At 33.9% G+C, this 22168-nt stretch carries 27 protein-coding genes; all 27 read left to right on the top strand.

Translation table 11 applies throughout. From position 1 onward, the window contains the following. The first annotated feature begins 5 nt into the window (after positions 1-5). The 27 genes from flgK (at position 6) to WKH56_RS09665 (ending at position 22153) form a co-directional block, all read left to right on the top strand. Positions 6-1361 carry a flagellar hook-associated protein FlgK gene (gene flgK / locus WKH56_RS09795; RefSeq protein ID WP_342835478.1) on the top strand — a complete coding sequence of 452 codons (1356 nt, stop codon included), beginning with the start codon at positions 6-8 and terminating at the stop codon, positions 1359-1361. A gap of 43 nt (positions 1362-1404) precedes the next feature. After that, on the top strand, positions 1405-2277 hold the full coding sequence (gene flgL / locus WKH56_RS09790; RefSeq protein ID WP_342835477.1) for a flagellar hook-associated protein FlgL: 873 nt from the start codon (positions 1405-1407) through the stop codon (positions 2275-2277). A gap of 29 nt (positions 2278-2306) precedes the next feature. Beyond that, entirely contained in the window at positions 2307-3641 is a 1335-nt protein-coding gene (gene fliD, locus WKH56_RS09785; protein ID WP_342835476.1) for a flagellar filament capping protein FliD, read from the top strand. Between the two features lie 43 nt (positions 3642-3684). Further along, positions 3685-4143 (top strand): hypothetical protein, encoded by a 459-nt coding sequence (locus WKH56_RS09780; protein ID WP_342835475.1) that lies wholly within the window; start codon positions 3685-3687, stop codon positions 4141-4143. Further along, on the top strand, positions 4127-4408 hold the full coding sequence (locus tag WKH56_RS09775; protein WP_342835474.1) for a hypothetical protein: 282 nt from the start codon (positions 4127-4129) through the stop codon (positions 4406-4408). Before WKH56_RS09780 ends, WKH56_RS09775 begins: the two co-directional genes overlap by 17 nt. Positions 4409-4514: 106 nt before the next feature. Then, positions 4515-4898, top strand: a complete 384-nt coding sequence (gene flgB, locus WKH56_RS09770) for a flagellar basal body rod protein FlgB (RefSeq protein ID WP_342835473.1) — start codon at positions 4515-4517, stop codon at positions 4896-4898. Positions 4899-4912: 14 nt separating this feature from the next. Next, on the top strand, positions 4913-5326 hold the full coding sequence (flgC, locus tag WKH56_RS09765) for a flagellar basal body rod protein FlgC (RefSeq protein ID WP_316910994.1): 414 nt from the start codon (positions 4913-4915) through the stop codon (positions 5324-5326). 25 nt (positions 5327-5351) lie between these two features. After that, positions 5352-5651: a flagellar hook-basal body complex protein FliE gene (gene fliE / locus WKH56_RS09760; RefSeq protein WP_316910995.1), complete on the top strand. Its 300-nt coding sequence runs from the start codon at positions 5352-5354 to the stop codon at positions 5649-5651. A 21-nt stretch (positions 5652-5672) separates the two neighbouring features. Next, entirely contained in the window at positions 5673-7313 is a 1641-nt protein-coding gene (gene fliF, locus WKH56_RS09755) for a flagellar basal-body MS-ring/collar protein FliF (RefSeq protein ID WP_342835472.1), read from the top strand. A 48-nt stretch (positions 7314-7361) separates the two neighbouring features. Continuing rightward, complete coding sequence (locus WKH56_RS09750) at positions 7362-8372, top strand: flagellar motor switch protein FliG (protein WP_342835471.1); 1011 nt, start codon at positions 7362-7364, stop codon at positions 8370-8372. Then, positions 8359-9102 (top strand): FliH/SctL family protein, encoded by a 744-nt coding sequence (locus WKH56_RS09745; RefSeq protein WP_342835470.1) that lies wholly within the window; start codon positions 8359-8361, stop codon positions 9100-9102. The genes WKH56_RS09750 and WKH56_RS09745 overlap by 14 nt, the downstream gene beginning before the upstream one ends. Beyond that, on the top strand, positions 9080-10375 hold the full coding sequence (locus WKH56_RS09740; protein WP_342835469.1) for a FliI/YscN family ATPase: 1296 nt from the start codon (positions 9080-9082) through the stop codon (positions 10373-10375). The genes WKH56_RS09745 and WKH56_RS09740 overlap by 23 nt, the downstream gene beginning before the upstream one ends. A gap of 11 nt (positions 10376-10386) precedes the next feature. After that, a complete protein-coding gene (locus WKH56_RS09735) occupies positions 10387-10830 on the top strand; it encodes a hypothetical protein (protein WP_316911000.1) in 444 nt (147 codons plus the stop codon). Next, on the top strand, positions 10820-12238 hold the full coding sequence (locus WKH56_RS09730; RefSeq protein ID WP_342835468.1) for a hypothetical protein: 1419 nt from the start codon (positions 10820-10822) through the stop codon (positions 12236-12238). The genes WKH56_RS09735 and WKH56_RS09730 overlap by 11 nt, the downstream gene beginning before the upstream one ends. Beyond that, a complete protein-coding gene (locus WKH56_RS09725) occupies positions 12207-12689 on the top strand; it encodes a flagellar hook assembly protein FlgD (protein ID WP_342835467.1) in 483 nt (160 codons plus the stop codon). The genes WKH56_RS09730 and WKH56_RS09725 overlap by 32 nt, the downstream gene beginning before the upstream one ends. 114 nt (positions 12690-12803) lie before the next feature. Beyond that, the gene (locus WKH56_RS09720; RefSeq protein WP_316911003.1) at positions 12804-14318 is read left to right on the top strand and encodes a flagellar hook protein FlgE; all 1515 of its coding nucleotides are present in this window, start codon (positions 12804-12806) and stop codon (positions 14316-14318) included. A gap of 108 nt (positions 14319-14426) precedes the next feature. Further along, positions 14427-14663 carry a flagellar FlbD family protein gene (locus WKH56_RS09715; RefSeq protein ID WP_316911004.1) on the top strand — a complete coding sequence of 79 codons (237 nt, stop codon included), beginning with the start codon at positions 14427-14429 and terminating at the stop codon, positions 14661-14663. Between the two features lie 16 nt (positions 14664-14679). Continuing rightward, positions 14680-14967, top strand: a complete 288-nt coding sequence (locus tag WKH56_RS09710; RefSeq protein ID WP_316911005.1) for a FliM/FliN family flagellar motor switch protein — start codon at positions 14680-14682, stop codon at positions 14965-14967. Then, positions 14942-15316 (top strand): response regulator transcription factor, encoded by a 375-nt coding sequence (locus WKH56_RS09705; protein WP_316911006.1) that lies wholly within the window; start codon positions 14942-14944, stop codon positions 15314-15316. The genes WKH56_RS09710 and WKH56_RS09705 overlap by 26 nt, the downstream gene beginning before the upstream one ends. A gap of 11 nt (positions 15317-15327) precedes the next feature. Further along, on the top strand, positions 15328-16314 hold the full coding sequence (locus WKH56_RS09700; RefSeq protein ID WP_342835466.1) for a flagellar motor switch protein FliM: 987 nt from the start codon (positions 15328-15330) through the stop codon (positions 16312-16314). 31 nt (positions 16315-16345) lie between these two features. Beyond that, the gene (locus WKH56_RS09695; RefSeq protein WP_316911008.1) at positions 16346-16717 is read left to right on the top strand and encodes a FliM/FliN family flagellar motor switch protein; all 372 of its coding nucleotides are present in this window, start codon (positions 16346-16348) and stop codon (positions 16715-16717) included. Between the two features lie 128 nt (positions 16718-16845). After that, the gene (locus tag WKH56_RS09690; protein WP_316911009.1) at positions 16846-17094 is read left to right on the top strand and encodes a nuclear hormone receptor family protein; all 249 of its coding nucleotides are present in this window, start codon (positions 16846-16848) and stop codon (positions 17092-17094) included. Further along, the gene (locus tag WKH56_RS09685) at positions 17084-17836 is read left to right on the top strand and encodes a flagellar type III secretion system pore protein FliP (protein WP_316911010.1); all 753 of its coding nucleotides are present in this window, start codon (positions 17084-17086) and stop codon (positions 17834-17836) included. The genes WKH56_RS09690 and WKH56_RS09685 overlap by 11 nt, the downstream gene beginning before the upstream one ends. A gap of 95 nt (positions 17837-17931) precedes the next feature. Beyond that, the gene (locus WKH56_RS09680; RefSeq protein ID WP_316911011.1) at positions 17932-18198 is read left to right on the top strand and encodes a flagellar biosynthetic protein FliQ; all 267 of its coding nucleotides are present in this window, start codon (positions 17932-17934) and stop codon (positions 18196-18198) included. A 14-nt stretch (positions 18199-18212) separates the two neighbouring features. Next, positions 18213-18977, top strand: a complete 765-nt coding sequence (locus tag WKH56_RS09675; protein WP_342835465.1) for a flagellar biosynthetic protein FliR — start codon at positions 18213-18215, stop codon at positions 18975-18977. 16 nt (positions 18978-18993) lie between these two features. Further along, positions 18994-20052, top strand: coding sequence for an EscU/YscU/HrcU family type III secretion system export apparatus switch protein (locus tag WKH56_RS09670; protein WP_342835464.1), 1059 nt, complete (start codon positions 18994-18996; stop codon positions 20050-20052). Positions 20053-20074: 22 nt separating this feature from the next. Next, the gene (locus tag WKH56_RS09665) at positions 20075-22153 is read left to right on the top strand and encodes an FHIPEP family type III secretion protein (RefSeq protein ID WP_342835463.1); all 2079 of its coding nucleotides are present in this window, start codon (positions 20075-20077) and stop codon (positions 22151-22153) included. Positions 22154-22168: the final 15 nt, after the last annotated feature.

The following is a 22168-nucleotide window of genomic DNA, read 5'->3' as shown; positions in this document are numbered from 1 at the left end:
ATAATATGGGATTGGATTTTAATGTAGCTTTAACAGGTTTAAGTGTTGGAGAAAAAATGATATCAGTGGCACAAAACAACATTGCTAATGCGCAAAATAGCAGCTATGCTCGTCAACGCGCAGAAGTTAATGTAGTCGGAATTACTCAAGGTACTTCCGGTGTAAATTCTCAATTAGGTTCTGGCGCTATAGTAGAAGAAATTTCGAGGATTCGTGATGAATTATTTATTCAGCAATCTAGAACTGAATTAGGATCAATTGGCTATTACAGTGCTGCTAAAGATGTATTGTCAAATATAGAGACAGTTTTTAATGAAACAGGTGAGAACTCTATTTCCGACTTAATGCAAAACTTCTTTAATTCTTTTGAAGAAGTAAGCAAATTTCCAGAACAAAGTTCTTATCGCTTGGGCGCAATTTATTCAGGCAAAATGCTATCTGATAAATTGAGAGGTGTAACTCAACAGTTGGACGAGGTTAAAAACCAGACTGATCAAAAATTAACTACTGAAATTACTCAGGTCAATCAGTTGTTAAAAAAGATAGCAGATGTAAACAAGAGAATAGAGAATGTTCAAACTGATAAACCAAATGCTTTAATGGATGAGCGAGATAAATATTTAGATGAGCTTTCTTCTTATGTAGATGTACAGGTTAAGTACACGACAAAGCCACAAGATATGACTATTAAAGTAGGCAATGCAACTTTGTTAGCTGGTACAAACACGTATGATGTAAAAGCAATGTACGTTAAAGAAAGAGACGAATGGGTTTTGGGAGCTTCTGACGTGCAATTCAAACCTAAAGCTGGTTCCTTAGCAGGTACATTAAATACAAGAAACGGATATATTGCTACGTATCAGAACGATTTAAATAAGTTAGTTAACAATCTAATTAACGAAGTTAATACGATACATAATAGCGGTTACGGTATGGATGGATCTACTGGGTTAGACTTCTTTCAAGGAACTGATAGCAGAACAATTAAAATTAATGCAGTTTTAGAATTAAATCCTGAAAAGCTTGCTCTTAGTTCGGAGAATGGAGTTATTGGTAACAGCGACCTTGCAAAAGCAATTGCAGACTTAAAAGAAAAGCCATTTATGGACAGTAAGCCGCCAGCAAACTTTTATCAAGAATATACTTCTCGTTTAGCAATGGATTTAAATATCGCTAAACAGAATGAAGAGATACATACAGATATACAAAAATCCTTAGAGAGTCAGAGACAAGAGGTTCAAGGAGTCAATGTTGATGAAGAAATGTCTAATCTTTTAATGGTACAAAAATTTTATCAAGCAAATGCAAAAACATTATCAACTACTAAAGATATGTTAGATCAATTGTTCTCTATTATTTAAATGTATTAATAAGTATTTCTCCTTTTTGGTGGAGGTGGAGTAGATGAGAGTAACAGGTTACGATAAATTTCAAATGACGCAACATTACCTTACAAAAATTGAAACTGAAAGCGTGAAAAAGCAACAACAAATTGCAACTGGTAAACAATTTAGCCGAGTGAGCGATGATCCTGTTCGTGTAAATCGTTCAATGCTTATGGATGTAACGGAAAGTCGATTAAATCAGTATCAAGCAAATGCGAATGATACAAAAAGTTTGCTTCAATATATGGATGTAGCATTTGATTCAGCATCAACAGCTCTAGATGAAGCAAAAGAGATAGGTATTAAAGGAGCCAACGGTACATATAGCGACTCAGACAGAATAACACTTTCTAATTCAGTAGAAGAAATTATAAAGCAAGTTGTAGGCTTAGCCAATTCTCAACATTTAGACAGATATATGTTTAGCGGAGAGAAAATAAACGTAAAACCTATTGATTATAATGGAACAACATTCACTTATAACGGTAATGACAAGGATATGTCAGTTAGGGTTTCTGATGATGTTAATGTCAAGGTCACACAATCTGCTGAACAAGTTTTTCTTCCCGCTTTAAATGAACTGATTAAGTTAAGAGATGCTTTGAAAAATAATGATCAAGATGGTATTGAATCAGCGTTAGGCGGTGTACAAGCGGAAAGTAATAATTTTATTGATAAGCGTGCAAAAATTGGCGTTCAAACTCAATCCGTAGAACTCCTTAATGAATCATACAGCCAAGTAAAGTTAGATTTATCTGTCAAAAGACAAGAGAATGATGACGTAGATATGACCGCAGCTATTTCTGATTTTTCATATATGCAGTCAATATACCAGGCTACTATCCAAAGTAGTCTGAAAATGATGCAGAATTCTATTTTAGATTATATTTAAAAGCTATTTAGACTGGAGGGATATATTATATGGCAACTAGTTCATTTGATAACGCTAAGATAACTTCATATGGGGATCGAATGCAAATTTTTGGTTTAGGTTCACAATGGGATACAAAATCAATTTTGGAAGCAGAATTAAACATTTTAAAGCTAAGACAGAAACCATTTGAAACTAAAAAATCAGATTATGAATCGGAGAAACAAACTTGGACAGCACTACAAAACTCTTTAACAAACTTTAATAAAATTGTTACAGATTTGAAGGATTTAAACACTGGTGGTAAGGATGTTAAGTTATCCGAAGAAGGTTTTTTCACAGCAAGTGCAACAGGGAATGCATTAGATACATCATATTCAGTGAGTGTACAGCAATTGGCAACAAAACAAAGGTTAATGAGTGATCAAGTTTCTGAAGGGCCTCTTAGTATTGATGAAAAAGTCCAATTAAACGGAAAAGATTTGACTATTACTGCTGATATGGATTTAAAGGGAATTGCAAAAGAAATTAATAGCGGAGATTATGGTGTAGATGCAGTCGTATTAAATAATAAATTAGTTTTAACTTCAAAACAGTCTGGAACAGACAATGTAATTAAGTTTAGTGACTCACCTGCTTGGGAAACGTTAGGTCTAACTCAAGGTGGAGCTATTAAAAATGAATTACAGCCAGCAAAAGGAGCTATCTTTACTATTAATGATATTCAAATTACTAGTAACGAAAACAGCTACACTGAGATAGATGGTCTTACACTCAACTTTACAAAGGAGACAACAAGCAATATTGACGTTAATGTTTCTCGAAGTGCCGATCAATTAGTGGAAAAAGTAACTGCTGTTATTAATGCTTACAATTCTACAATTAACAACATTAATAGCTTAGGAGGAGAAAAAGGAGTTCTACAAGGCGAAGGCATTCCTAGAAATCTAAAAAGAGAAATGAACAATCTCCTATATGGAGTTAATAATGGAGGTTCAATGTTATACGATCTGGGGATTAGCTTAAACAAGGATGCCAAAAATGGTTCTCTAACTTTTGATCAAACAAAACTCCGAGAAATGTATAATTCAGATCCACAAAAAGCTCAACAGATGCTTGGTAAAGATGGATTCTCAGGTCAACTGTACAACGTAATTGATAATTATAGTAAATCATCAGGTTTGGTACAGACTGAGATAGATGGTTTAAATAATCGAATTAAAAGAATTCAAGATACGCTAGACCGCTACGATAATCAGTTCGAGCAACAAAAAGAGGCAATGATTCAAAAGTATGCTACTTTTGAAACGATGATGGGAAGTATGTCTAAGCAAAGCGATTATATCAATGCAGCTTTGGGTTTGAAAAATAACAACGACAACTAATGATAATAGCTGATGCTTTTCAGGAAGAAGGGATGATATTTAATTGAATAATTCGGATTATAGTATGCTTGGTTCAGCCTCTTACAACCCCAAAGATTTAGTCCTCAAAATGATAAAAAAAATCCAACTTAACAGTTTAAATATGAGAAAATATTTTAAAATAGAAAATTTTGAAGGTATTAAAGAAAGGCTTATTAATTCTATTCATCTTTTGGAAGAATTGGATATGTCACTAAATAGGGATATTATTAATCCTACTGTAGAGAGGGTTTCAATACACTACCAATGGTTAATGCAGGGATACGAAGAAATTTTATTAACAATTGAAGAAGATACTTTCAATGAAAATAGGTTTAATCAAATTCTTGAAGAGTCAGATACGGTTATAGATAATTTGTATGAAGGATTTGCAGGTATGAGAGATGATAATGAAAATGAGTATACAGTAAAAAATGAAGATGAATACATAGTTAGGAATGAACCGGATGAACCAAATCGCTGAAAGGTTTCACCATCAGTTAGAGGAAACAATAACGCAAGCAAAGTCAATGGAAGACCATATAAAACTTGATGCAATCCTTTTAGACAGAGAAAAATGGCTTAAAACTTATAATGAACCAGACCGTAAAGATGTTCTTTATTGGATATTAGAAACTGATGAAAAATTAAACAATTTGTTAAAACAGAAATCAGAAGCTTTGCAGGAAAAAATTTTAGAAGAAGAGCAATTAAATAGAAATAGAGGAACATTCAAATTATATGAATGACTATTCCTCTGTTTCTTTTTTTATAACCTAAAAATAAGGAGAAAATAAAAAGCTTAAGAATAAACAAAATGAAACCCGTCTTTTTTTTGGAAAGGGGTGTCAGATATTGTTTGGAGACTTTATACCTTATGTAAATGATGTAATGGACTACTCTTCTGTTAATAGAAAAGTAATTGCTGACAACATTTCTAATTATAATACGCCTGGTTACAAGGCTAAAACCTTACGTTTTGAACAAATTGTCAATAGTGAATCAGGAATTCCGTTAAACACAACAAATGAAAAACATATAACCAACCATTCGTCTCCACTTAGTCTACCGGCTTATAAAGAAGTTGAGACAAGTGATGGTTCATCAAGAGTGGATGGAAACAACGTAAATCAGACTGTTGAAATGATTAATATGTTGAAAAATAACTCTATGTTTACCAATAGTGTTAACGCAATAAATAAAGAATTCTCACTAATCAAAATCGCAATTGGACGTTAAAAGGGGTGTAGCAGATGTACAGTCTATTAGATATTAGTGGTTCAGGAATGACGGCTCATAAAGAATGGATGGAATCAATCAGTAATAACCTTGCCAATATTAACACAACAAGAACAAAAGATGGCAGTCCGTATAAACGCCAATCAGTTGTTTTTGAAGGGAAAGAAAAGTTTGATGATGTAATGAACCAAGAACTTGGAGATGGTATTCAAGTTTCTAAGGTAGTTCAAGATAACAATACTAGATTGGTATATGATCCTGATCATCCAGATGCAAATAAAGAAGGTTATGTGTCATACCCAGATATTAATATGACATCTGAAATGACTGATTTATTAATGGCTCAGCGTGGTTATGAAGCTAATGCTACAGTGCTAAGTGCATCGAAGAAAGTAATGGAAAAAGAATATGACATCGGTAAGGTCTAATAAAAATTGAAGAGAGGTGTTAAATATGGTTTTAACAAGTCTGTCACCTGTTGAGTTAAAAGTAAATCAAGCCTTGAGTGAAACAGGAGTGGAGCAAAAAGCAAATCCTGCTATGTTTGAACAAATTTTAGATTCTTTTTCAGCAATGGAAAAAACACAAGTTGCTGCTAAAACTGAGATGGCTGATGTATTAATGGGACGGTCTGAAAACTCTCACGGAGCTTTAATTGCTCTTCAGGAGGCTGAATTACAAATGTCTTTTGCTGCTTCTGTTAGAGACAAAGTGGTTCAAGGCGTAAACCAACTATTTAATATGCAAATCTAGAATAGGTAAGGTGTTGATAGAATGAACCAGCGTGCCCAAATGCTGAAACAGAAGTGGAAAAACATAGGCTTTCCTATTAAGCTAGCCATCGGCACGGTAGGATTAGCGGTAATCATTTTTATATTTTTTAGTTTCTTTATGCCTGATAAATATCAAGTTCTTTACTCTGGTTTGCAAGAAAAAGATCAAACAGAAATTGAAAAGTACTTGTCCAACAAGGGGATTGACTATACTGTTGACCCAAATACACAAGCTCTAAAGGTTGACGGAGACGTAGTTAAACTAAAGAAAGATCTTGCCCTTGAAGGGTTGCCTGAAGGCGGTTCGTCAGGTGGATTAGATATTTTTAATAGTATGAGTCTAGGTGCTACTAAATATGACAAGGATGTTCAGTATCAAAACGCTTTACAAAAAGAGCTGGACAGTAGTTTAGAAGGAATGTTTGAAGGTATTGCTACAGCAGATGTTAAGCTTCCTAAACCAGAAGAAAAAAGTATCTTTGACGATAAGAAAAACGCTACGCAAGTTTCAGTTGCTTTAAAACTACGCTCAGGTTATGAATTAACTCCAGAACAAGTAAAAGCAGTTCAAGCATATGTAGCTGGAGCAATTAGTAACGTTAAAGCCTCAGATGTACAAGTAGTAGATCAGAACTTCAATCTCCTTTCTTCATCAAATACAAAAGATACGAGTTTGACCAAGCAACGTCAAATTGTAGAAGAGACAAAAAGGAAAATGGAATCGGAATTGGAATCAGCACTATCAGAAGTTTACGGTAGAGTTAAAGTTATTGTGAATGTAGATATTAATTTTGATGAAATTGCAAGGAATATAAAGAAATATGATCCAGAAGGAACACTTGTATCAAAAGAACAGAATCCGAGTAAAATTCGAAAAATATCAGGTGATGATGTAACGGTACCTGGGACGGATGAAAATGGCGAAGTGCCAAATTATGATATGAGTAAAGTAGACTCAAGTAAAATTCTTGATGTCGAGGACAAAGACAGTATCATAGAAAATTTTGCCGTTGGAGAAACGGTAGAAAAGATTATTAAACAACCAGAACTTAGAAACACGAATATTTCTGTTTGGTTTAATGATACTCGTTTAACACAGCCTGACTTATATGACGCAGAAGAAATGGTAGCTGTTGCCTCTGGTTTAACAGGAACAGTCCAAAGAGTAGCGAATGACAAAGCAGTGTATAACAATGGCTCTGTAAAAGTGACTAAAAAGAAATTTGCTGAGGAGTTAGTAACAGGAACTACTACAGAAAAAGAAGTAGAAAAAGGATTTATTGAAAGTCTTCCTTGGTACGCTTACGCAGCCGCTGGATTAGTTCTACTTGTTCTTGTCATTATAATTATATTCTTAGCGCGCCGCTCCAAAAAGAATAAAGTCGTATCGAACAAGGAACTAATTAATTCTAAAGATAATGCTTCAACCACAAACAACAGCGAGAGCATAAAAGAAAAAGAAGAAACTATTTCATTTAGTGCCCCTAGTGAGTTAGAAGAAGAAATGGTGCAGAGCTTGGATGGAACATTAGAAATTGAATGGACTCAAGAGCAAAAAGACTTGCGCGATTTAACAAATAACGTTGCTAGTCGTTATCCAAAAGAAACTGCAGAAGTTATTAGTAAGATTATGAAAAAATAAAAATAGGCTGGCCTTTTGGTCGGCCTATTGCGTAGGAGGGGAATTTTAATGGATAGACCTTTGACTGGTCCGGAAAAAGCCGCTATTATAATGGGCTTTTTACCCTTAGATACGGCAAGAGAAGTTTTTGTTCACTTAAGAGACGTGGAGAAACGCGACTTGGTGAAATCCATTGGGCGTCTTAAAGTAACTGATTTTGATGATGTTGAAGCATCTGTATTAGAGTACGTCAATATCTTAAAGGGTAGTCCTTCAGGTCTAATTGAAGCTGGTATTGAGAGAGCAATGGACATTATGGAAGGTATTCTTTCGGAAGAAGAGAGAGAGCATATTCTACAGAATTTATTTAATGATGATAATAACTTATTTGAGTCCCTGAAAACTCTAAAAGATGTTTCTCCAATAGTTGCCCTTCTTTTAAACGAAGAACCTCAGTTAATTGCTTTAATGGCAAGCTATATGCGTCCAAATATGGCAGCAGAATTACTATCAACTTTACCAAAAGAAAAAATGCGTGATGTAGGTGAAGGCATTGCTATGATGGGACAAACGAATCCATCGGTGCTACAGAAGTGGGAAGAATACTTAGGGAAGAAAATTCAAAGTTTCCATTTCTCAGATGCTTCTCCTGAAACAAATGGTCTAAAAAATATCGTAGCAATTTTAAACGGAGTTACTCGTGCAACTGAAAGAACATTCTTTGAAGCATTGGAAGATAAAAATCCAGAATTGGCTAAGACAATTAAAAACAATATGTTTGTTTTTGAAGACATTGGTCTATTGGATTCACGATCAATGCAAAAAGTGTTCTCTACCATTACTGATAATGAAATGATTGCTAAAGCAATTAAAACGGCTAGTCCAGAGCTTAAAGAGAAGATTATGTCTTCTTTGCCGAAGCAGCGTAAAGACATCTTAGAAGAAGAACTTGAAGGTTTAGGACCTATTAGACGCGATGATTCTGAGGAAGCACAGCAAGTTATCGCAAACCAAGTAAAAGAAATGGAAAGAAATAAAGAAATCGTAATTGATAGAGGTGGCGGAGATGTCATTTTCTAATTCGAAAATTATAAAAAGAACAAATCGTCAAGAAAAAGCAGTTCACGTTGATGAACATCTAGCCTCTTTTCAAGATGACTATTATTCAAAAACTTCACGCAAGAGACTTGAAGAGTTTCAAAAGGAAATAGATAGCTACCGCAGTGTGGAATTAGATAAGGTAAAGCAAGAGGCAAATCTTATAAGAGAAAACGCCTTTATTGAAGGAAAAGAACAAGCATTAAATGAACTAAGGCCGGAATTAGAAGCAAAAGTGAAGGAAGAGTTATCTGTTGAATTTGAGAAAGTGTTTGAATTATATCAACAGGCAAATTCATATTTAATAGAACAAAAAGCTTTATTAGATGATAAGAAGCGAGAATGGATCAAGATTAATGAAAATGATATTGTGACTATTCTAATTTCTGCTGTTGAAAATATCCTGGTAAATCAAGTTGAAATTCAACCAGAAGATGTGGCGGCAGTAATTAGACAATCCATTAGCGAAGTAAACGATAAAAGTAAAACAATATGGGTGCGTGTTAACCCAGATGTAAAAAGAAAGATTGACTCTCAAAAATGGGATGAAAGAAAAATTGAATGGATTTCTGATCCAACTTTATCGTATTTAGATGTTCTAGTTGAAACAGAGTCAGAATGGATTGATTCTACTGTACAAAATAAAATTGAAAACCTAAAAAAAATTATTGAGGAGTGGGTAGAAAACAATGACCTCCTTAGCGAAACTTAAAGAACAAATACAACATAATACATTACTCTCAAGAGCGGCAGTAGTTCAAGCAGTGTATGAAAACTTTGTAATAACAAAAGGCCCAGTCGTACCGATTGGGTCTATTTTTGAAAAAAGAGAGAGTAAGCTTAAATTTGAAGTAGTTGGCATTAAAGAGGAAACCAATGTTTTAATGCCTTTAAGTACAAGTGATCAATTAGTGAGAGGAGATAAATTATATCCAGCTTCTAATGAAATAGAGTTACCAGAAAACCCCTATGAGTTACTTGGTAATGTGCTAGATGCTTATGGCGAATCCATAGAAGGGTATCGCTTTAAAAATAAGGTTCGGTGGGAATCAGCAGGTAAACCTCCAAGCCCTTTGAAGAGAGCTAGGATTAAAGAAGCTATAGAAACGAAAATTAAAGCTATAGATGGCTTTCTTACAATCGGTAGAGGTCAAAAAATAGGGATTTTCGCTGGTACAGGTGTGGGGAAATCTACACTATTGGGACTCTTAACAAAACAATCCACAGAAGATGTCAATGTTATAGCTTTAATTGGAGAACGTGGGCGTGAGGTAAGAGAATTTATAGAAAGAGAATTAGGGGAAGAGGGAATGAAAAGATCCGTGGTAGTGGTTTCTACTTCTAATGAATCTTCACTAATGCAAATAAAAGCAGCGGAATTAGCAACTAGGATTGCAGAAGAATTTCGTGAAAAGGGAAAACGCGTTTTATTAATGATGGACTCTGTAACAAGATATGCAATGGCGAGGCGTGTTTTAGATATTGCGAATGGAGATATACCGCTAGGCGGTGGTAGAACTTTGGGTATGGAACCTAGTTTGCAACGCTTGCTTGAGAGATCGGGTAACAACGAAAGAGGTTCTATTACAGGCATTTATACCGTTTTAGTGGAAAATGATGATTTTAATGGTCCTATTCCTGATATGGCACGAGGTATATTAGACGGACATATTGTGTTAACAAGAAAATTAGCAGATAGAAATCACTTCCCTGCTATTGATGTATTAGCATCAGTTTCTCGTGTAATGCAAGAAGTCGTTGATGAAAATCACTGGAAATCAGCAAGAAGTATTAAGAAGTATTTGAGCATATACAACGAGATTGAAGACCAATACAATTTGGGTTTAATAGAAAAAGGAAAAGATGTTGAAATTGATAAGTCGGTGTTCCTAAATAAAAGAATTAATGAACTATTAAGACAAGACATAAAGGAATCATATGATAAGCAGGAAACATTACAAATGATGAACGATATTGTTAGATAGGGGAAAATCATTTGAAGAAAAATGTTTATGAATTAGCTTTAATAAAAGTGCAACAAGAGCAAACCACATTAGAAAAGATGCTTCAAGAAAAGAATGTAAAGAAGAGAGAGTTGGAAAGCTTTTTTGAAAGAGAAAAGGAATTACAAAAGCGTATTAAGACTTTAATGGAGGAAGAGAAGCAAATCTCTCCCTCCATTCTTATTTTAAACACTGAAATAAGTAGCATCGATAAAGAAAAAATTAATAAACAATTAGAAGTGGTAAATAAAGAGATTTTGCTTCTAAAAAGAGAATATCTAAGAATTAAAAACAGAAAAGAGAAGATAAATGAGCAAAAAGAAAAAAAGGAAAAAGAACTAGAAGAGATGAAAACAACAAAAGAACTTAAATTAATTCAAAGTGACTATGTTTCAAAACGTTTTTTAGAGAAAGAAGGTGGAACATTTGAAGGTTGAATTAAATCAGAGTCAAACTAATAACGTCCAAAATGCAAGCACAAGCAAAGGTAAGAACAAAAAAGATATTTTTGAAATTTTATTTAATCAAAACTTACAAGGAAAGAAAGAGGTATCTAAGCAATCCACCTCTTCTAAAGAAAATGTATTAATATCAGCTAAAAAATTAATTGAATTAGAAGAAAAAATGACTAGCTCAAAAGATAAAATAGCGGTTACAGAAGCAATAAATGAATTGCTAAAAGCTAATAAGTTGAAATCTAATTCTGATGAAACATCTATTCAGTTAAAAGACATATTTGCACTAAAAAAAGAGCTTGTTAATAAAGAAAGTAATTTAAGTCTTGAAGTACCTGTTAAAGAATTTAAAGAACTAATTAGAAAAATTGAGAAGAGCATTAATCAAAAAATTGAATTTAATTTATCTGAAAGAGAGAGTGCTCTTAAAGGTGTAAATTTAGTTAAAGAAGTGAATATAAACAAAGATATTAAAAATAAGGATAGCTTAAACAAAGATAACTTAGAAGCAAGTAATCTTAAATTAGATGAAAACTCTTTAAAGAATAGCGATAAGCAAAGCATAGCTAATAACAGTAAAAAGGTGCAAAAAGAAATAAATTTAAAAAACAAGGATATTCCAACCAATAATACGACAGCACTTGAATATCAAAAAGTAGAAAAGTTAGAGGGAAAAACAGATGGGAATTCTAGCAAGCTGAGCTCTAATGCTGAAATTGACCTTTTCAATAATTCTGATGTTGATAACGAACAAGAGATAGCACTTAGCACAAAAATCAACAGCTTAAGCACCAAAGAGCACGTTGATAATAAGAATAAAAATCAAAATAATTTTTCAGCAAAGATGGGTAGCAAAACATCAGTAGAGCCTTCTAAAGAAGAAGATATATTTTCAGAATTAAAAAAACACAGATTAGAGCTAGATTCTCTTGAACCAAAGCATATTTCTCACTCCGAGACAGAATATAACAACTGGCAAGTTACTAGTGAAAAGAAATCACAATTAAAGCTTGATGATTGGGTAAATTCTTTTAAGCAAGAGATAGATAAACTTGCAGATTTTAGAATTGAGAACAAACAAAAAGTGTCAATGTTATTAAAGGAACAGGATGAGCAGTTAAGAATACTAGTAGAAAAGAAAGACTCTTTTATTCTTATTGAAGCTAAAGTTACAGATAAAATGACGGATAACCTAAATATCATACTTGCTGAAATACAAAGTGAAATGAAGGAAAAAGGAATTGAAGTCAAAGTAGATATAAAACAAGAACAGGATAACAAGAAAGATAATGATGATAACAGCGATGAGGAAAAAGAAAATCAAAAAAATAATCAACAGCAACAGGGAGGTCATAAAGATGGTAGACAGCACAATCAATCCGCTAAATAACTATACAACTTCAAATATTGGCAATACAGCTTCAAATATTGGCAATACAGCGGATACATCAAATACGACTACAAACACAAAAAATGACGCATCTTCAATAGACGAAGAGGGCTTCTTAAAATTATTTATAGAAGGTTTAAAAAATCAGGACCCTATGTCACCAATGTCTAACAGTGAAATGATGGGACAGCTCACTCAATTAACTGAAATTCAAAACACAATGAATATGAAAGAAATACTTAAAGATTTAGCATCATCTATTCAAAGTCAAAATCCAGTCGGTCAATTCTTAGACCTTATTGGAAAAACTGTAAAAGTTCAAAATGACAATAATGAATCCACAGAAGGTCAAGTTCTTTCAGTTGGAAAAGATGGAGAAAATGTTGTGTTTGAATTAATGAATGGCGACTCGTATAACGTTAATCAAATAATTGGCGTTACCGAGGCTTAAATAAATGACATTATACTAATCTAGATATTATGTTCTATTGAGTACAAAACATAGTTTATACATACAATCATTTAGGTTTACTTAGTTTTCTTTTTAATTAGAGGTGAATTACAGATGTTACGTTCTTTTTATCAGGGTATTGCAGGTATGAAAGCAATGTCAGATGGTTTATCAGTTGCAGGGAATAATATAGCAAACGCACGAACTAATGGTTATAAAACAAAGCAAGCTTTATTTGAAGATATGTACTATCAAGAAATGAAAGCAGCCACTTCAACTAGCGACAAATATGCGGGAACAAACGCAATTGCGTTAGGTAATGGTTCAAAAATGAAAGGTGTTGCTATTGACCAAGGGCAAGGTAGCTTAAATAGTACTGGACGTACTACAGACTTAGCTATTTCGGGCAATGGATACTTTGTTGTAGGTGATAGTAACGGTGATGATAGATATTATACTCGAGATGGAGCATTTGAGCTTTCTTCGGACAATAAGTTAGTTTCTTCTGGTGGTCAGTATGTAATGGGATGGAACGTTGATCAGTTAACAGGGAAAGTTAATACTGGTGCAGCTGTTACGCCAATTGAAATCAATATGAATGCTATTTCAAAAGCTTCAGAAACGACAAGCGCCAAAGTCGGTGGTAACTTAAGTGCTAACTCAGAAGTAGGTAATGTAGTCGGAATGCAAATTCCGACATATGACTCATTAGGATCTCGTCACGACATTGATATGAATTTTATTAAGACATCAAGTACCCCAAGCAAATATGCCTACATTGCTTCTCCGGCAAAAGACTTCGTAAAATCTGCAAGTATTGATCAAGTAGCATTCCAGCCGTCATTAAACATTGCTGGTCTTGTTCAAAAAGGTAATTACTCAATTGCTACATCTGCAAGTGCTACCCCAGGTTCGGTTGATATTATGCTAAAAGACCCTTCAGGCACAACAATTTTAACAAAAACTGTTACAGATACTGACCAAACTGTATCTTTAGATGATGGCACTAACCAATGGTTTACCGTTGAGTATAAAAAAGGCGGAGCACCATCAACAGCAAACTTCCAAGTTGGAGAAGTAGGAACTCTTGAATATGATGCATACGGAAAATTAGTAACAATGAGTGGTTCAGGAGTAAACGGAACTGCACAAATTGATTTCATCCCTCAAACTACAGGAAAAGCAATGTCTGTCAATGTAGATTTAACTTCGTTATCAGGAGTAGCTGCTGATGATATTACTTCAGTATCGGATTCAGATGGTTTCCCAGCCGCTATCCTTAAAGGTTACAGCATTGGAGATAGAGGAGTAATTAGCGGTTATTTTAGCGATGGTTCAGTTAAGCAAATTGGTCAAGTCGCGGTTGCAACATTTGCTAACCCTTCTGGTTTATCTGTGGAAGGAGAAAACTTATTTGCTACTAGTGCTAGCTCTGGTGATCCGGAAATTGGTGTTTCGGGACTTGGAGATAAAGGGGTTATTAAATCTGGTTCTTTAGAAGGTTCAAACGTTGATACATCTAAGGAATTAACAGAGTTAATGTTCTACCAAAAAGCGTATACAGCAAACTCTAAAACAATTACTATTGCAGACCAAATTTTAAACGTTGCAATTGGTTTAATCCGTTAACTATATAATTCCAAAAAACATCAGGGCTTTGTCCTGGTGTTTTTTAAAGGAAAAACAAGAAAAGCAATAAATTTATTTATAGATAATCTAAATCTTTGGAGGCTTACTATGATTTATTTAACAAAAATTGATGAGGAAAAAACAAAATTCTCAATAAATCACAGAAATATTTTAACCGTTGAAAAAAGCATTGGCGGCAAAAGTAATGTACATACAGACAACGGGAAAGTTTTTACGGTAGCAGAAACCGAAGAAGAAATTAATGAAAAAATTATTAGTTATGAGGCTACTATTATAGAACGAGCTATAAAAAAAGCTCTTGAAGAAATAAAACAATTTAATTAAAGGTAGGTGAAATACTATGAATAGCAATCAGGATCCAACGTGGTTAAAAAATCTTCCGCTAAATATAGTTGTAGAGGCCGGTAAAACTCATAAAGCTGTAGAAGATATTCTACTTTGGAGAAGAGGCGCAACTATTAAATTAGAAGATTCGACTGTTAATGTCTTGAGGGTTTATGTTAACAACCAATACTTTGCATATGGGGACGTTTTAAGAAACGTTGATGGAGAAATGAGTTTAAGGGTTAGCAAAGTGCTAATGGACGAAAGGGGATTAACAAATGTATCCCAAAATATTAATCTGTGACGATATGGTTTATAGCCGCACATTATTAAAGAATATATTAGATCAAATTGGTCAATTTATCATTGTTGAAGTTGAAAGCGGCAAGGACTTAATTAACGAACTAGAAAAAAGTCAGCAAAAAAATAGTACTTACAACTACTTGTTTTTAGATTTAGAAATGAGAAGAGAAGATGGAATTGCTCTTTTGAGACAAGTAAAAGGAATAGAACCTTCTTTAGAAGTAATTTTATCTGGAGGGGTTAGTTTAACAGATGAAAACATTAAGACCGGTATAGATTTAGGTGTAAAGCGTTTTGTCGCTAAACCCTATAAAGCAAAAAATGTAAAAACCATCTTCAAAAGTATGTGAGGTGAAACCAAGTGGACAAATTAGAACAACTTGGTCTTAGTGTCTATGACTTTGACCGCCCCGATAAATTTAGCTTTGAAAATTTAAGAAGTTTGGATTCTTTACTATCCGGCTTTGCTCGTAACTTCGCAACAGATCTATCAGGATTGTTAAGAATGCCAGCAGAGGTTGAAGTGAAGAAAGTAGAACAGGTACCCTTTGCTTCAGAATATCTTGAAAAAAGAGAAAGAGATGAACATATTTACGCAGTAACAAATTTAGGTGACAAAGAACAGATTATTCTGCAGCTTGATGTGGGCTTTTTATTAGCAGTTCATTCAAAGCAGTGTGGTGGAGTGTTTGAAAAAATAGAAAAAGTAAAAAAGAACATTACTGATTTTGAAAAGATAACTGTAGAACATCTAGTAGAAAACTATATGTATCCACCTTTAAAAGAAGCCTTTAAAAATGTATGGGATTTTAGATATATTATTGACCGAATAGAAACCGATCCTCAATATGCAAAAATTACACTTCCTCAAGATATGGTTGCTCTTATAACGCTAGATGTAAGAGTTAGAACTGAACATACTCAAGTTCAAATCGTTATTCCATTCCTATCTATAGAACAGTTTATTGAAAGTTTAAGTACAGATAATGTACTTAAAAATAGAAAAATTGAAACTCCGCCTGAACAAATCTTCTACTTAAATGACCATTTACTACAAATAGAACGTAATTTTGAAGTGGAAATGGGTGTTTTAAATTTGCCAGTTAATCAGCTCCTTACCTTAGATAAAGATGATGTTTTAGTATTAAATGAAGTTAGCAAACCAATGGTTTGTCACTTTGGTGGACAAAAGAAATTTGTAGGTAAAATAGGTGCAAAAGATGGGAAAGCAGCGGTTAAAATTTTAGGAATTGTTAAAGACGTAGAAGGTAAAGAGGAAAAAATTAAAAAAATAAAAGACAGTAACAGCACTGTAGAAGATAGTGCAATTGAAATAAAAGAAGGCTAGAGGGGAGGAACCGCTTTAGCGGGACAATACTATGAGTGATAAATTTGATAAAGATACATTAGATAAAACGGGTGACGAGAAAAATGTTAGTCCTGTAGTTCTTGAAGAGCTATCTGATGAGACAAAGGGTATGTCACTCGAAGCTATTCAAAAGCTTGGAGATGTTGAACTTCCTGTTCGAGTAGTATTTGCAAATGTTGTAAAGACTTTTGAAGCTGTGCTTGCTATCTCTGAAGGGGATATTGTAAAGCTAAATCGATTCGCTGGGGAACCCGTAGATATTCTTGTAGGAGATCGCGTGTTTGCCAAAGGCGAGATTACAGTTGTCGATGATTGCTTCGGAGTTCGTATTGTAGATATTTTGCCATCTGGAGAACGTTTGGGACCTTCTGCATTAAAATGAAAAGAAAATAAAAAAAGTAGGTAATTTAAATGCTATTGAACTTTCTAAATATCCTTATTATTTTTTGTATACTACTAGGAATTATTTGGTTCATATTAAAGAAAAGCGGTAAAAAAACGTGGTCAGGAATGAAGAGGAGTGAACACGTAAAAATAATTGATGACGGTATACAAATGGGATTTGGACAAAAGATTTCTATTATAAAAATAGATAAAGAATACTTTGCTTATTCATATGGGCAAAGTGGAGTAGCATTTCATAAATTAGAGGCATCAAAGATAGAAAGTCAGCAAATGAAATGGGAAAGAGAAGTTATGGGAGAAGATCACACAGAATCCTTCCAAGCATTAGGAGAAGTGTTGAAGAATGAAAAATAAAATACTCTTTTCACTTCTATCCACTTTCCTTTTTTCTATATTATTTATTAATACTCCAGCTTTTGCTGCTGAAACAACTGACTCTCTAATAAACTTACAAGTTGGCCAAAGTGGTGACTTGTCTTCATCTGTTGAAATCTTCGCTATTATTACTCTTCTATCATTTCTACCAGCCATTGTTATTACAATGACTTGCTACGTTAAGATTGTAATTGTATTATCTCTAACCAGACAAGCATTAGGTGTAATGACAGCGCCCCCTAATCAAGTTATTACAGGTCTTGCTTTAATTGTAACAATGTTTGTAATGGCACCTGTTGCCCAGAATATTTACAATGATGCTTACCTTCCCTATAAGGATGGAAAAGCAAGCTTTGAAGAAACAGTAGGAATTGCTGAAAAGCCTTTAAAGAAGTTTATGGTAGATAATGCTGATGAAAACCATATTAAGATGGCTGCAAAACTGGCGGATGTTAAAATCGATAAAAAAGAAGATGTCCCATTCTTAGTAGCCACATTAGCAAACATTATCACTCAAACTCAAGATGCACTAGGTATGGGAGTGCTAATTATGGCTGCATTCGTTGTAATAGATATGATTGTTGCCGCTGTATTAATGTTATTGGGAATGATTATGTTACCACCAAACTTAATAAGCTTACCAATTAAAATAATTACGTTCCTTGCCGCTGGAGGTTACGAACTAATTATTGAAATATTAGTTCAAGGAATAAAAGTATAAGTGCCCATATAAAGGGCACTTTCTTTTTTTTGAGAAACATCAATTATTATAGGGATTTCACAAAAAAAAATAAAGGTAAGAAAGAGGTGAGAAGGTTGGATGTCTCAAATGTAAATTATATTTTTCAGCAATATATGATGACTACACTAGTTATATTGTTTCCGGTGCTCGCCATTACCTTTGTTTTAGCTATCGTAGTAGGTATTTTTCAAGCGATGACACAAATTAATGAACAAACATTATCGTTCACACCAAAATTGTTAGTTGTATTTTTAATGATCTTAGCGTTTGGAGGAATTATGTTCGATAAGTTGGTCCAGTTAATTCAAGAAACGCTACGGTTAGCTCCTACAATTTTTTAAGGAGTAGATAAGATATGTCGTTTGATCAATATTGGGTACTTGTATTATTAGCCCTTGCAAGGAGTATAACATTTATTTATTTTTTACCTTTCCTTAAAATATCAGGTTTCCCAACTATGGCAAAGGCATCTATTGCAATAGGTATTTCCCTTTTTGTTGCATACAGAATGGAGCCTATTGGCGTTGATAGTCTATGGACTTTCTTAGCAATGATGTTACTAGAAATCATTGTTGGGTTAATTTTAGCCTACGTAGTAGAACTAATGGTTTCAATTGTAAGAATCGCTGGATCAATTGTTGATATAGATGTTGGTTTTTCAAATCCATTTATGGATATCAACCATACACAAACTACAGTCTTCTCAAGTTTGTTCTATTTAATGTTTGTATTAGTGTTTTTGGTTACAGGCGGTTTTAACGATGTATTTGCAGGGTTTATATACTCATTTGGTCTTGATATTTCCAAACAGTTTTTACTGGGAGGAAACTTACTAGACTTTTTACTAAAAACATTTACATATATGTTTTTTGGTGCACTGCAAATAGCATTGCCTTTTATGATGGCGACATTCTTAGTGAATTTAGCGCTACTATTAATGAGTAAGTCGGTTGATAAAATAAACATTCTAGCAAATGTATTTGGAATTAAAATTTTAGTAGGTATAATGCTTGTTTTTGTTGCAATCCCTACAATAACGGTAGTTTTTCAACAAGTGAATGACAATTTAATTGAGAAATTCTTTGACGCAATGAACTATATGTTTGTACGTAAGAGTTAAAGGTAGGTGAGAGCCTGTGGCAAAAGACGGAAGAACCGAGAAAGCCACCCCCAAGAGAAGGCAGGATGCCAGGAAAAAGGGGCAGGTTCTAAGAAGTAAAGAGCTAAGTAATTTATTAAACTATGGAATGTTGTTTATTGGTGTTGTTTTTTTTAGTTCTTATGTGGTTTCTGTATTTTTTAAAATAATGGTAACGATGTTTGAACAAATACAAGTTAAAGCCACTCCAACGCAAATTATAAAGGAAATGACGATAGAAGGCGCGCCTCTTCTTATAGGAGCTTTTTTAATGTATTTAATTTTTACATTAGTGGGTTATTATCTTCAGGTAGGTTTTTTATTTTCTCCCGAAGCTGCTAAACCTAATATTAAAAAATTAAATCCAGCTAATTATTTTAAACAAATAACAGATATGAAAAAGAGCGGCTTTGAACTAGTCAAAAATCTAGTTGTATTTGTGATTATATCTGCTGTAGTCTACAACGTTTACTTAAACAATGCTCATAAATTTCAAGAGCTTCTGTTACTGTCTTGGTTTGAGTCACTTCAACAGTTTCAAGGTATAATAAATGAGTTATTAATTAAGTTAGGAATTGTTTTTACGGCTTTAGGAATAGCAGACTACCTGTTTCAAAAATATCAGTACGAAGATGGCCTTAAGATGAAAAAAGAGGACATTAAGGATGAAATGAAAAACCAGATGGGTAACCCCGAGGTTCGTTCCAGACAAAAAGCTCAGTTTAGAGAAATTATGAAAAAGCAGGTAGCCAAAACAGTTCCCGACGCTTCCGTAGTTATAGTAAACCCGACTCACTACGCAGTAGCGCTCCGTTACAAAAAGAAAGACGGAGATAAAGTCCCAAAGGTTATCGCTAAAGGTGTAGACCACTTAGCGTTATATATGAAAGAAGTGGCTAGAGAAAATAATATTCCTATAATACAAAACATCCCTTTAGCAAGAAGAATGCACGCTGAAATAGATGAAGGTGACTATATCCCCGAAGATCTTTATGAAGTTGTAGGAAAAATTATTGCAAAACTAGTAAGAGACAACAGAATAAAAATTGATAAATAGTGGTTAAGCAGGGGGAAAGTTAATGAATTTAAAACCATTTTATGAAGAGTTTAAAACCACGTTATTAATTTTCGGTGTTATAGCGTGGGTAATCTTCTTAATTATACCTATGCCAGGCATAATTATCGATTTATGTATTTCAGCCTCCCTAGCATTTTCAATGATTGTTTTATTAACATCTTCAACCATTGATAGCTGGGACAAGCTGCGAACATTTCCAATGATATTGTTAATGAGCACAATCTTTCGAATTGCTTTTAACATCGCAACTACTCGAAAGATTATATCTGGTGGTAATACAGGGACAGTAATTGAATCTGCCGGACACTTGATTGTTCAGGATGAAATCATTATTGGTCTAGTAATGTTTATTATCTTATTAATTGTTCAATTTATAGTTGCCAATGGAGCAAGTCGTTTTGGGGAAGTATCAGCAAGATTTATGCTAGATGCTTTGCCTGGTAAACAAATGAGTATTGATAATGAGTTAAATCAAGGAGCAATTGACGACCAAACGGCTAAGAAGCAAAAAAGAAGACTTCAAATGCAAGTCGATTTCTATGGTTCTTTAGATGGTGCCGGTAAATACATTAAAGGTGACGTTTTTGCCAGTATAGCAATGATTGTTGTTAACTTAATCGTAGGTTTAATTGTTGGTATGGTAGAACTAGACCTTCCATTTGCAGAAGCCGCCAACCGCTTTACTTTATTAACTGTCGGTGACGGAGTAGTTAACTTAATTTCTGCTCTTATGATTACAGTATCTGGCGCAATTGTTATGGCAAAAGTAGAGGAAGACGATGAAGGTGGAGAAGCGAAAAGCAATAGTGTTATCCAAAGGATTCTACAAGAACTTATTCCAAACTCCCGCAATCTCTACATAGCAGGTTCAGTATTAATTGTCTTAGGAATTACAGGCTTACCATTTTTCCAACTAGCAGTTCCAGGTGCGCTATTAATATTTGCAGGCTATATGATGCAAAGAAATAAAAAAGCTGAGGAAGAAAATAAAGCTAATGAGGAGCTACGAAAAAGAAAGACAGAACAAACTACTTCAAAAGAAGTTAAAGTTAAACGCTCTGTTGAGCCAGTTGTTCTAGAGGTAGGATATAAATTGGCACCATACTTTATGGCAGATAGTACAGATGTTTTTGGTAATAAAAAAGAGAGTATTCACGACAAAACAGATTTAATGAGACAAATCTTTGCTAATAAGTTAGGTATTAAAATCCCCCCGATTAAAATACGAGATAACGTATCACTTCACCCTTCGACTAAGTACGTTATAAAAGTAAAAGAAAGTGCTGTAGCCTCTGGAGTAATAAAGAAAGATAAAATTCTAGCCATTCCTACTCCCCTAGTAATTAGCGAAATTGAAGGTGAGAAAACGAAAGATCCAATCTTTGGTCAAGAAGCTTATTGGATTAATGAAAACCAACTAGACGATGCGGCTGACAAAGGTTATGACGTTTGGAGTCCTATCACAATTATCGCTACGCATTTACATCAAATTATGGAAAAAAACCTCTATCAATTTATTTCCCTTCAACAGGTAGCAGATATGGTTCAAGAAGTAGGAGAAGAACATCCGATTCTCAAGGATAAGATGGATAAAATAGATGACCTATACTTACTTCAAAAAGTAATTGTTTCTCTTTTAAAAGAAAAAGTTTCAATTAAAGATTTACCTACTATTATTGAATCCTTTATTGAAGCTTACAATCAAACCAAGGATATTGATACAATCGTTTCATTTGTAAGACAAAGGATTTCACGTCAAATATGTGAAAACTATATCAACAATGATGGCAAGCTTTATCTTGTTTCAGTAAAGGACGAAGAAGAGCTTGTTGTAAACTCCCATAATGGCGTAAACGTTCTTTCTATGAACTATGATTGGCAAGTTAAATTTTTAGAGCGGTTAAAGAAAGAAAAAGATAACGCTCGAACGTTAAAAATTGAACCAGTGATAGTAACTCAAAGACCTGAACTTCGCCCCGCAATTAGTAGAATGATGGAAAACTTTGATACAGATACTCCTGTAATATCCATTTACGAGTTGCCATCGAATGTGAAAAACAAGGTAATAGCAAGTATTTAATGAGGAGGTGAATGG

Source organism: Priestia sp. SB1 (genome assembly GCF_038898415.1).
The sequence above is the reverse complement of the archived record's forward strand: the minus strand, read 5'-3'. Positions and strand labels throughout refer to the sequence as shown.

Coding starts and splice junctions, on each gene's coding strand:
- flgK (WP_342835478.1), top strand. CDS start 6: ATGGGATTGGATTTTAATGTAGCTTTAACAGGTTTAAGTGTTGGAGAA.
- flgL (WP_342835477.1), top strand. CDS start 1,405: ATGAGAGTAACAGGTTACGATAAATTTCAAATGACGCAACATTACCTT.
- fliD (WP_342835476.1), top strand. CDS start 2,307: ATGGCAACTAGTTCATTTGATAACGCTAAGATAACTTCATATGGGGAT.
- WKH56_RS09775 (WP_342835474.1), top strand. CDS start 4,127: ATGAACCAAATCGCTGAAAGGTTTCACCATCAGTTAGAGGAAACAATA.
- flgC (WP_316910994.1), top strand. CDS start 4,913: ATGTACAGTCTATTAGATATTAGTGGTTCAGGAATGACGGCTCATAAA.
- fliE (WP_316910995.1), top strand. CDS start 5,352: ATGGTTTTAACAAGTCTGTCACCTGTTGAGTTAAAAGTAAATCAAGCC.
- fliF (WP_342835472.1), top strand. CDS start 5,673: ATGAACCAGCGTGCCCAAATGCTGAAACAGAAGTGGAAAAACATAGGC.
- WKH56_RS09750 (WP_342835471.1), top strand. CDS start 7,362: ATGGATAGACCTTTGACTGGTCCGGAAAAAGCCGCTATTATAATGGGC.
- WKH56_RS09745 (WP_342835470.1), top strand. CDS start 8,359: ATGTCATTTTCTAATTCGAAAATTATAAAAAGAACAAATCGTCAAGAA.
- WKH56_RS09740 (WP_342835469.1), top strand. CDS start 9,080: ATGACCTCCTTAGCGAAACTTAAAGAACAAATACAACATAATACATTA.
- WKH56_RS09725 (WP_342835467.1), top strand. CDS start 12,207: ATGGTAGACAGCACAATCAATCCGCTAAATAACTATACAACTTCAAAT.
- WKH56_RS09720 (WP_316911003.1), top strand. CDS start 12,804: ATGTTACGTTCTTTTTATCAGGGTATTGCAGGTATGAAAGCAATGTCA.
- WKH56_RS09715 (WP_316911004.1), top strand. CDS start 14,427: ATGATTTATTTAACAAAAATTGATGAGGAAAAAACAAAATTCTCAATA.
- WKH56_RS09710 (WP_316911005.1), top strand. CDS start 14,680: ATGAATAGCAATCAGGATCCAACGTGGTTAAAAAATCTTCCGCTAAAT.
- WKH56_RS09705 (WP_316911006.1), top strand. CDS start 14,942: ATGTATCCCAAAATATTAATCTGTGACGATATGGTTTATAGCCGCACA.
- WKH56_RS09695 (WP_316911008.1), top strand. CDS start 16,346: ATGAGTGATAAATTTGATAAAGATACATTAGATAAAACGGGTGACGAG.
- WKH56_RS09690 (WP_316911009.1), top strand. CDS start 16,846: ATGAAGAGGAGTGAACACGTAAAAATAATTGATGACGGTATACAAATG.
- WKH56_RS09685 (WP_316911010.1), top strand. CDS start 17,084: ATGAAAAATAAAATACTCTTTTCACTTCTATCCACTTTCCTTTTTTCT.
- WKH56_RS09675 (WP_342835465.1), top strand. CDS start 18,213: ATGTCGTTTGATCAATATTGGGTACTTGTATTATTAGCCCTTGCAAGG.
- WKH56_RS09665 (WP_342835463.1), top strand. CDS start 20,075: ATGAATTTAAAACCATTTTATGAAGAGTTTAAAACCACGTTATTAATT.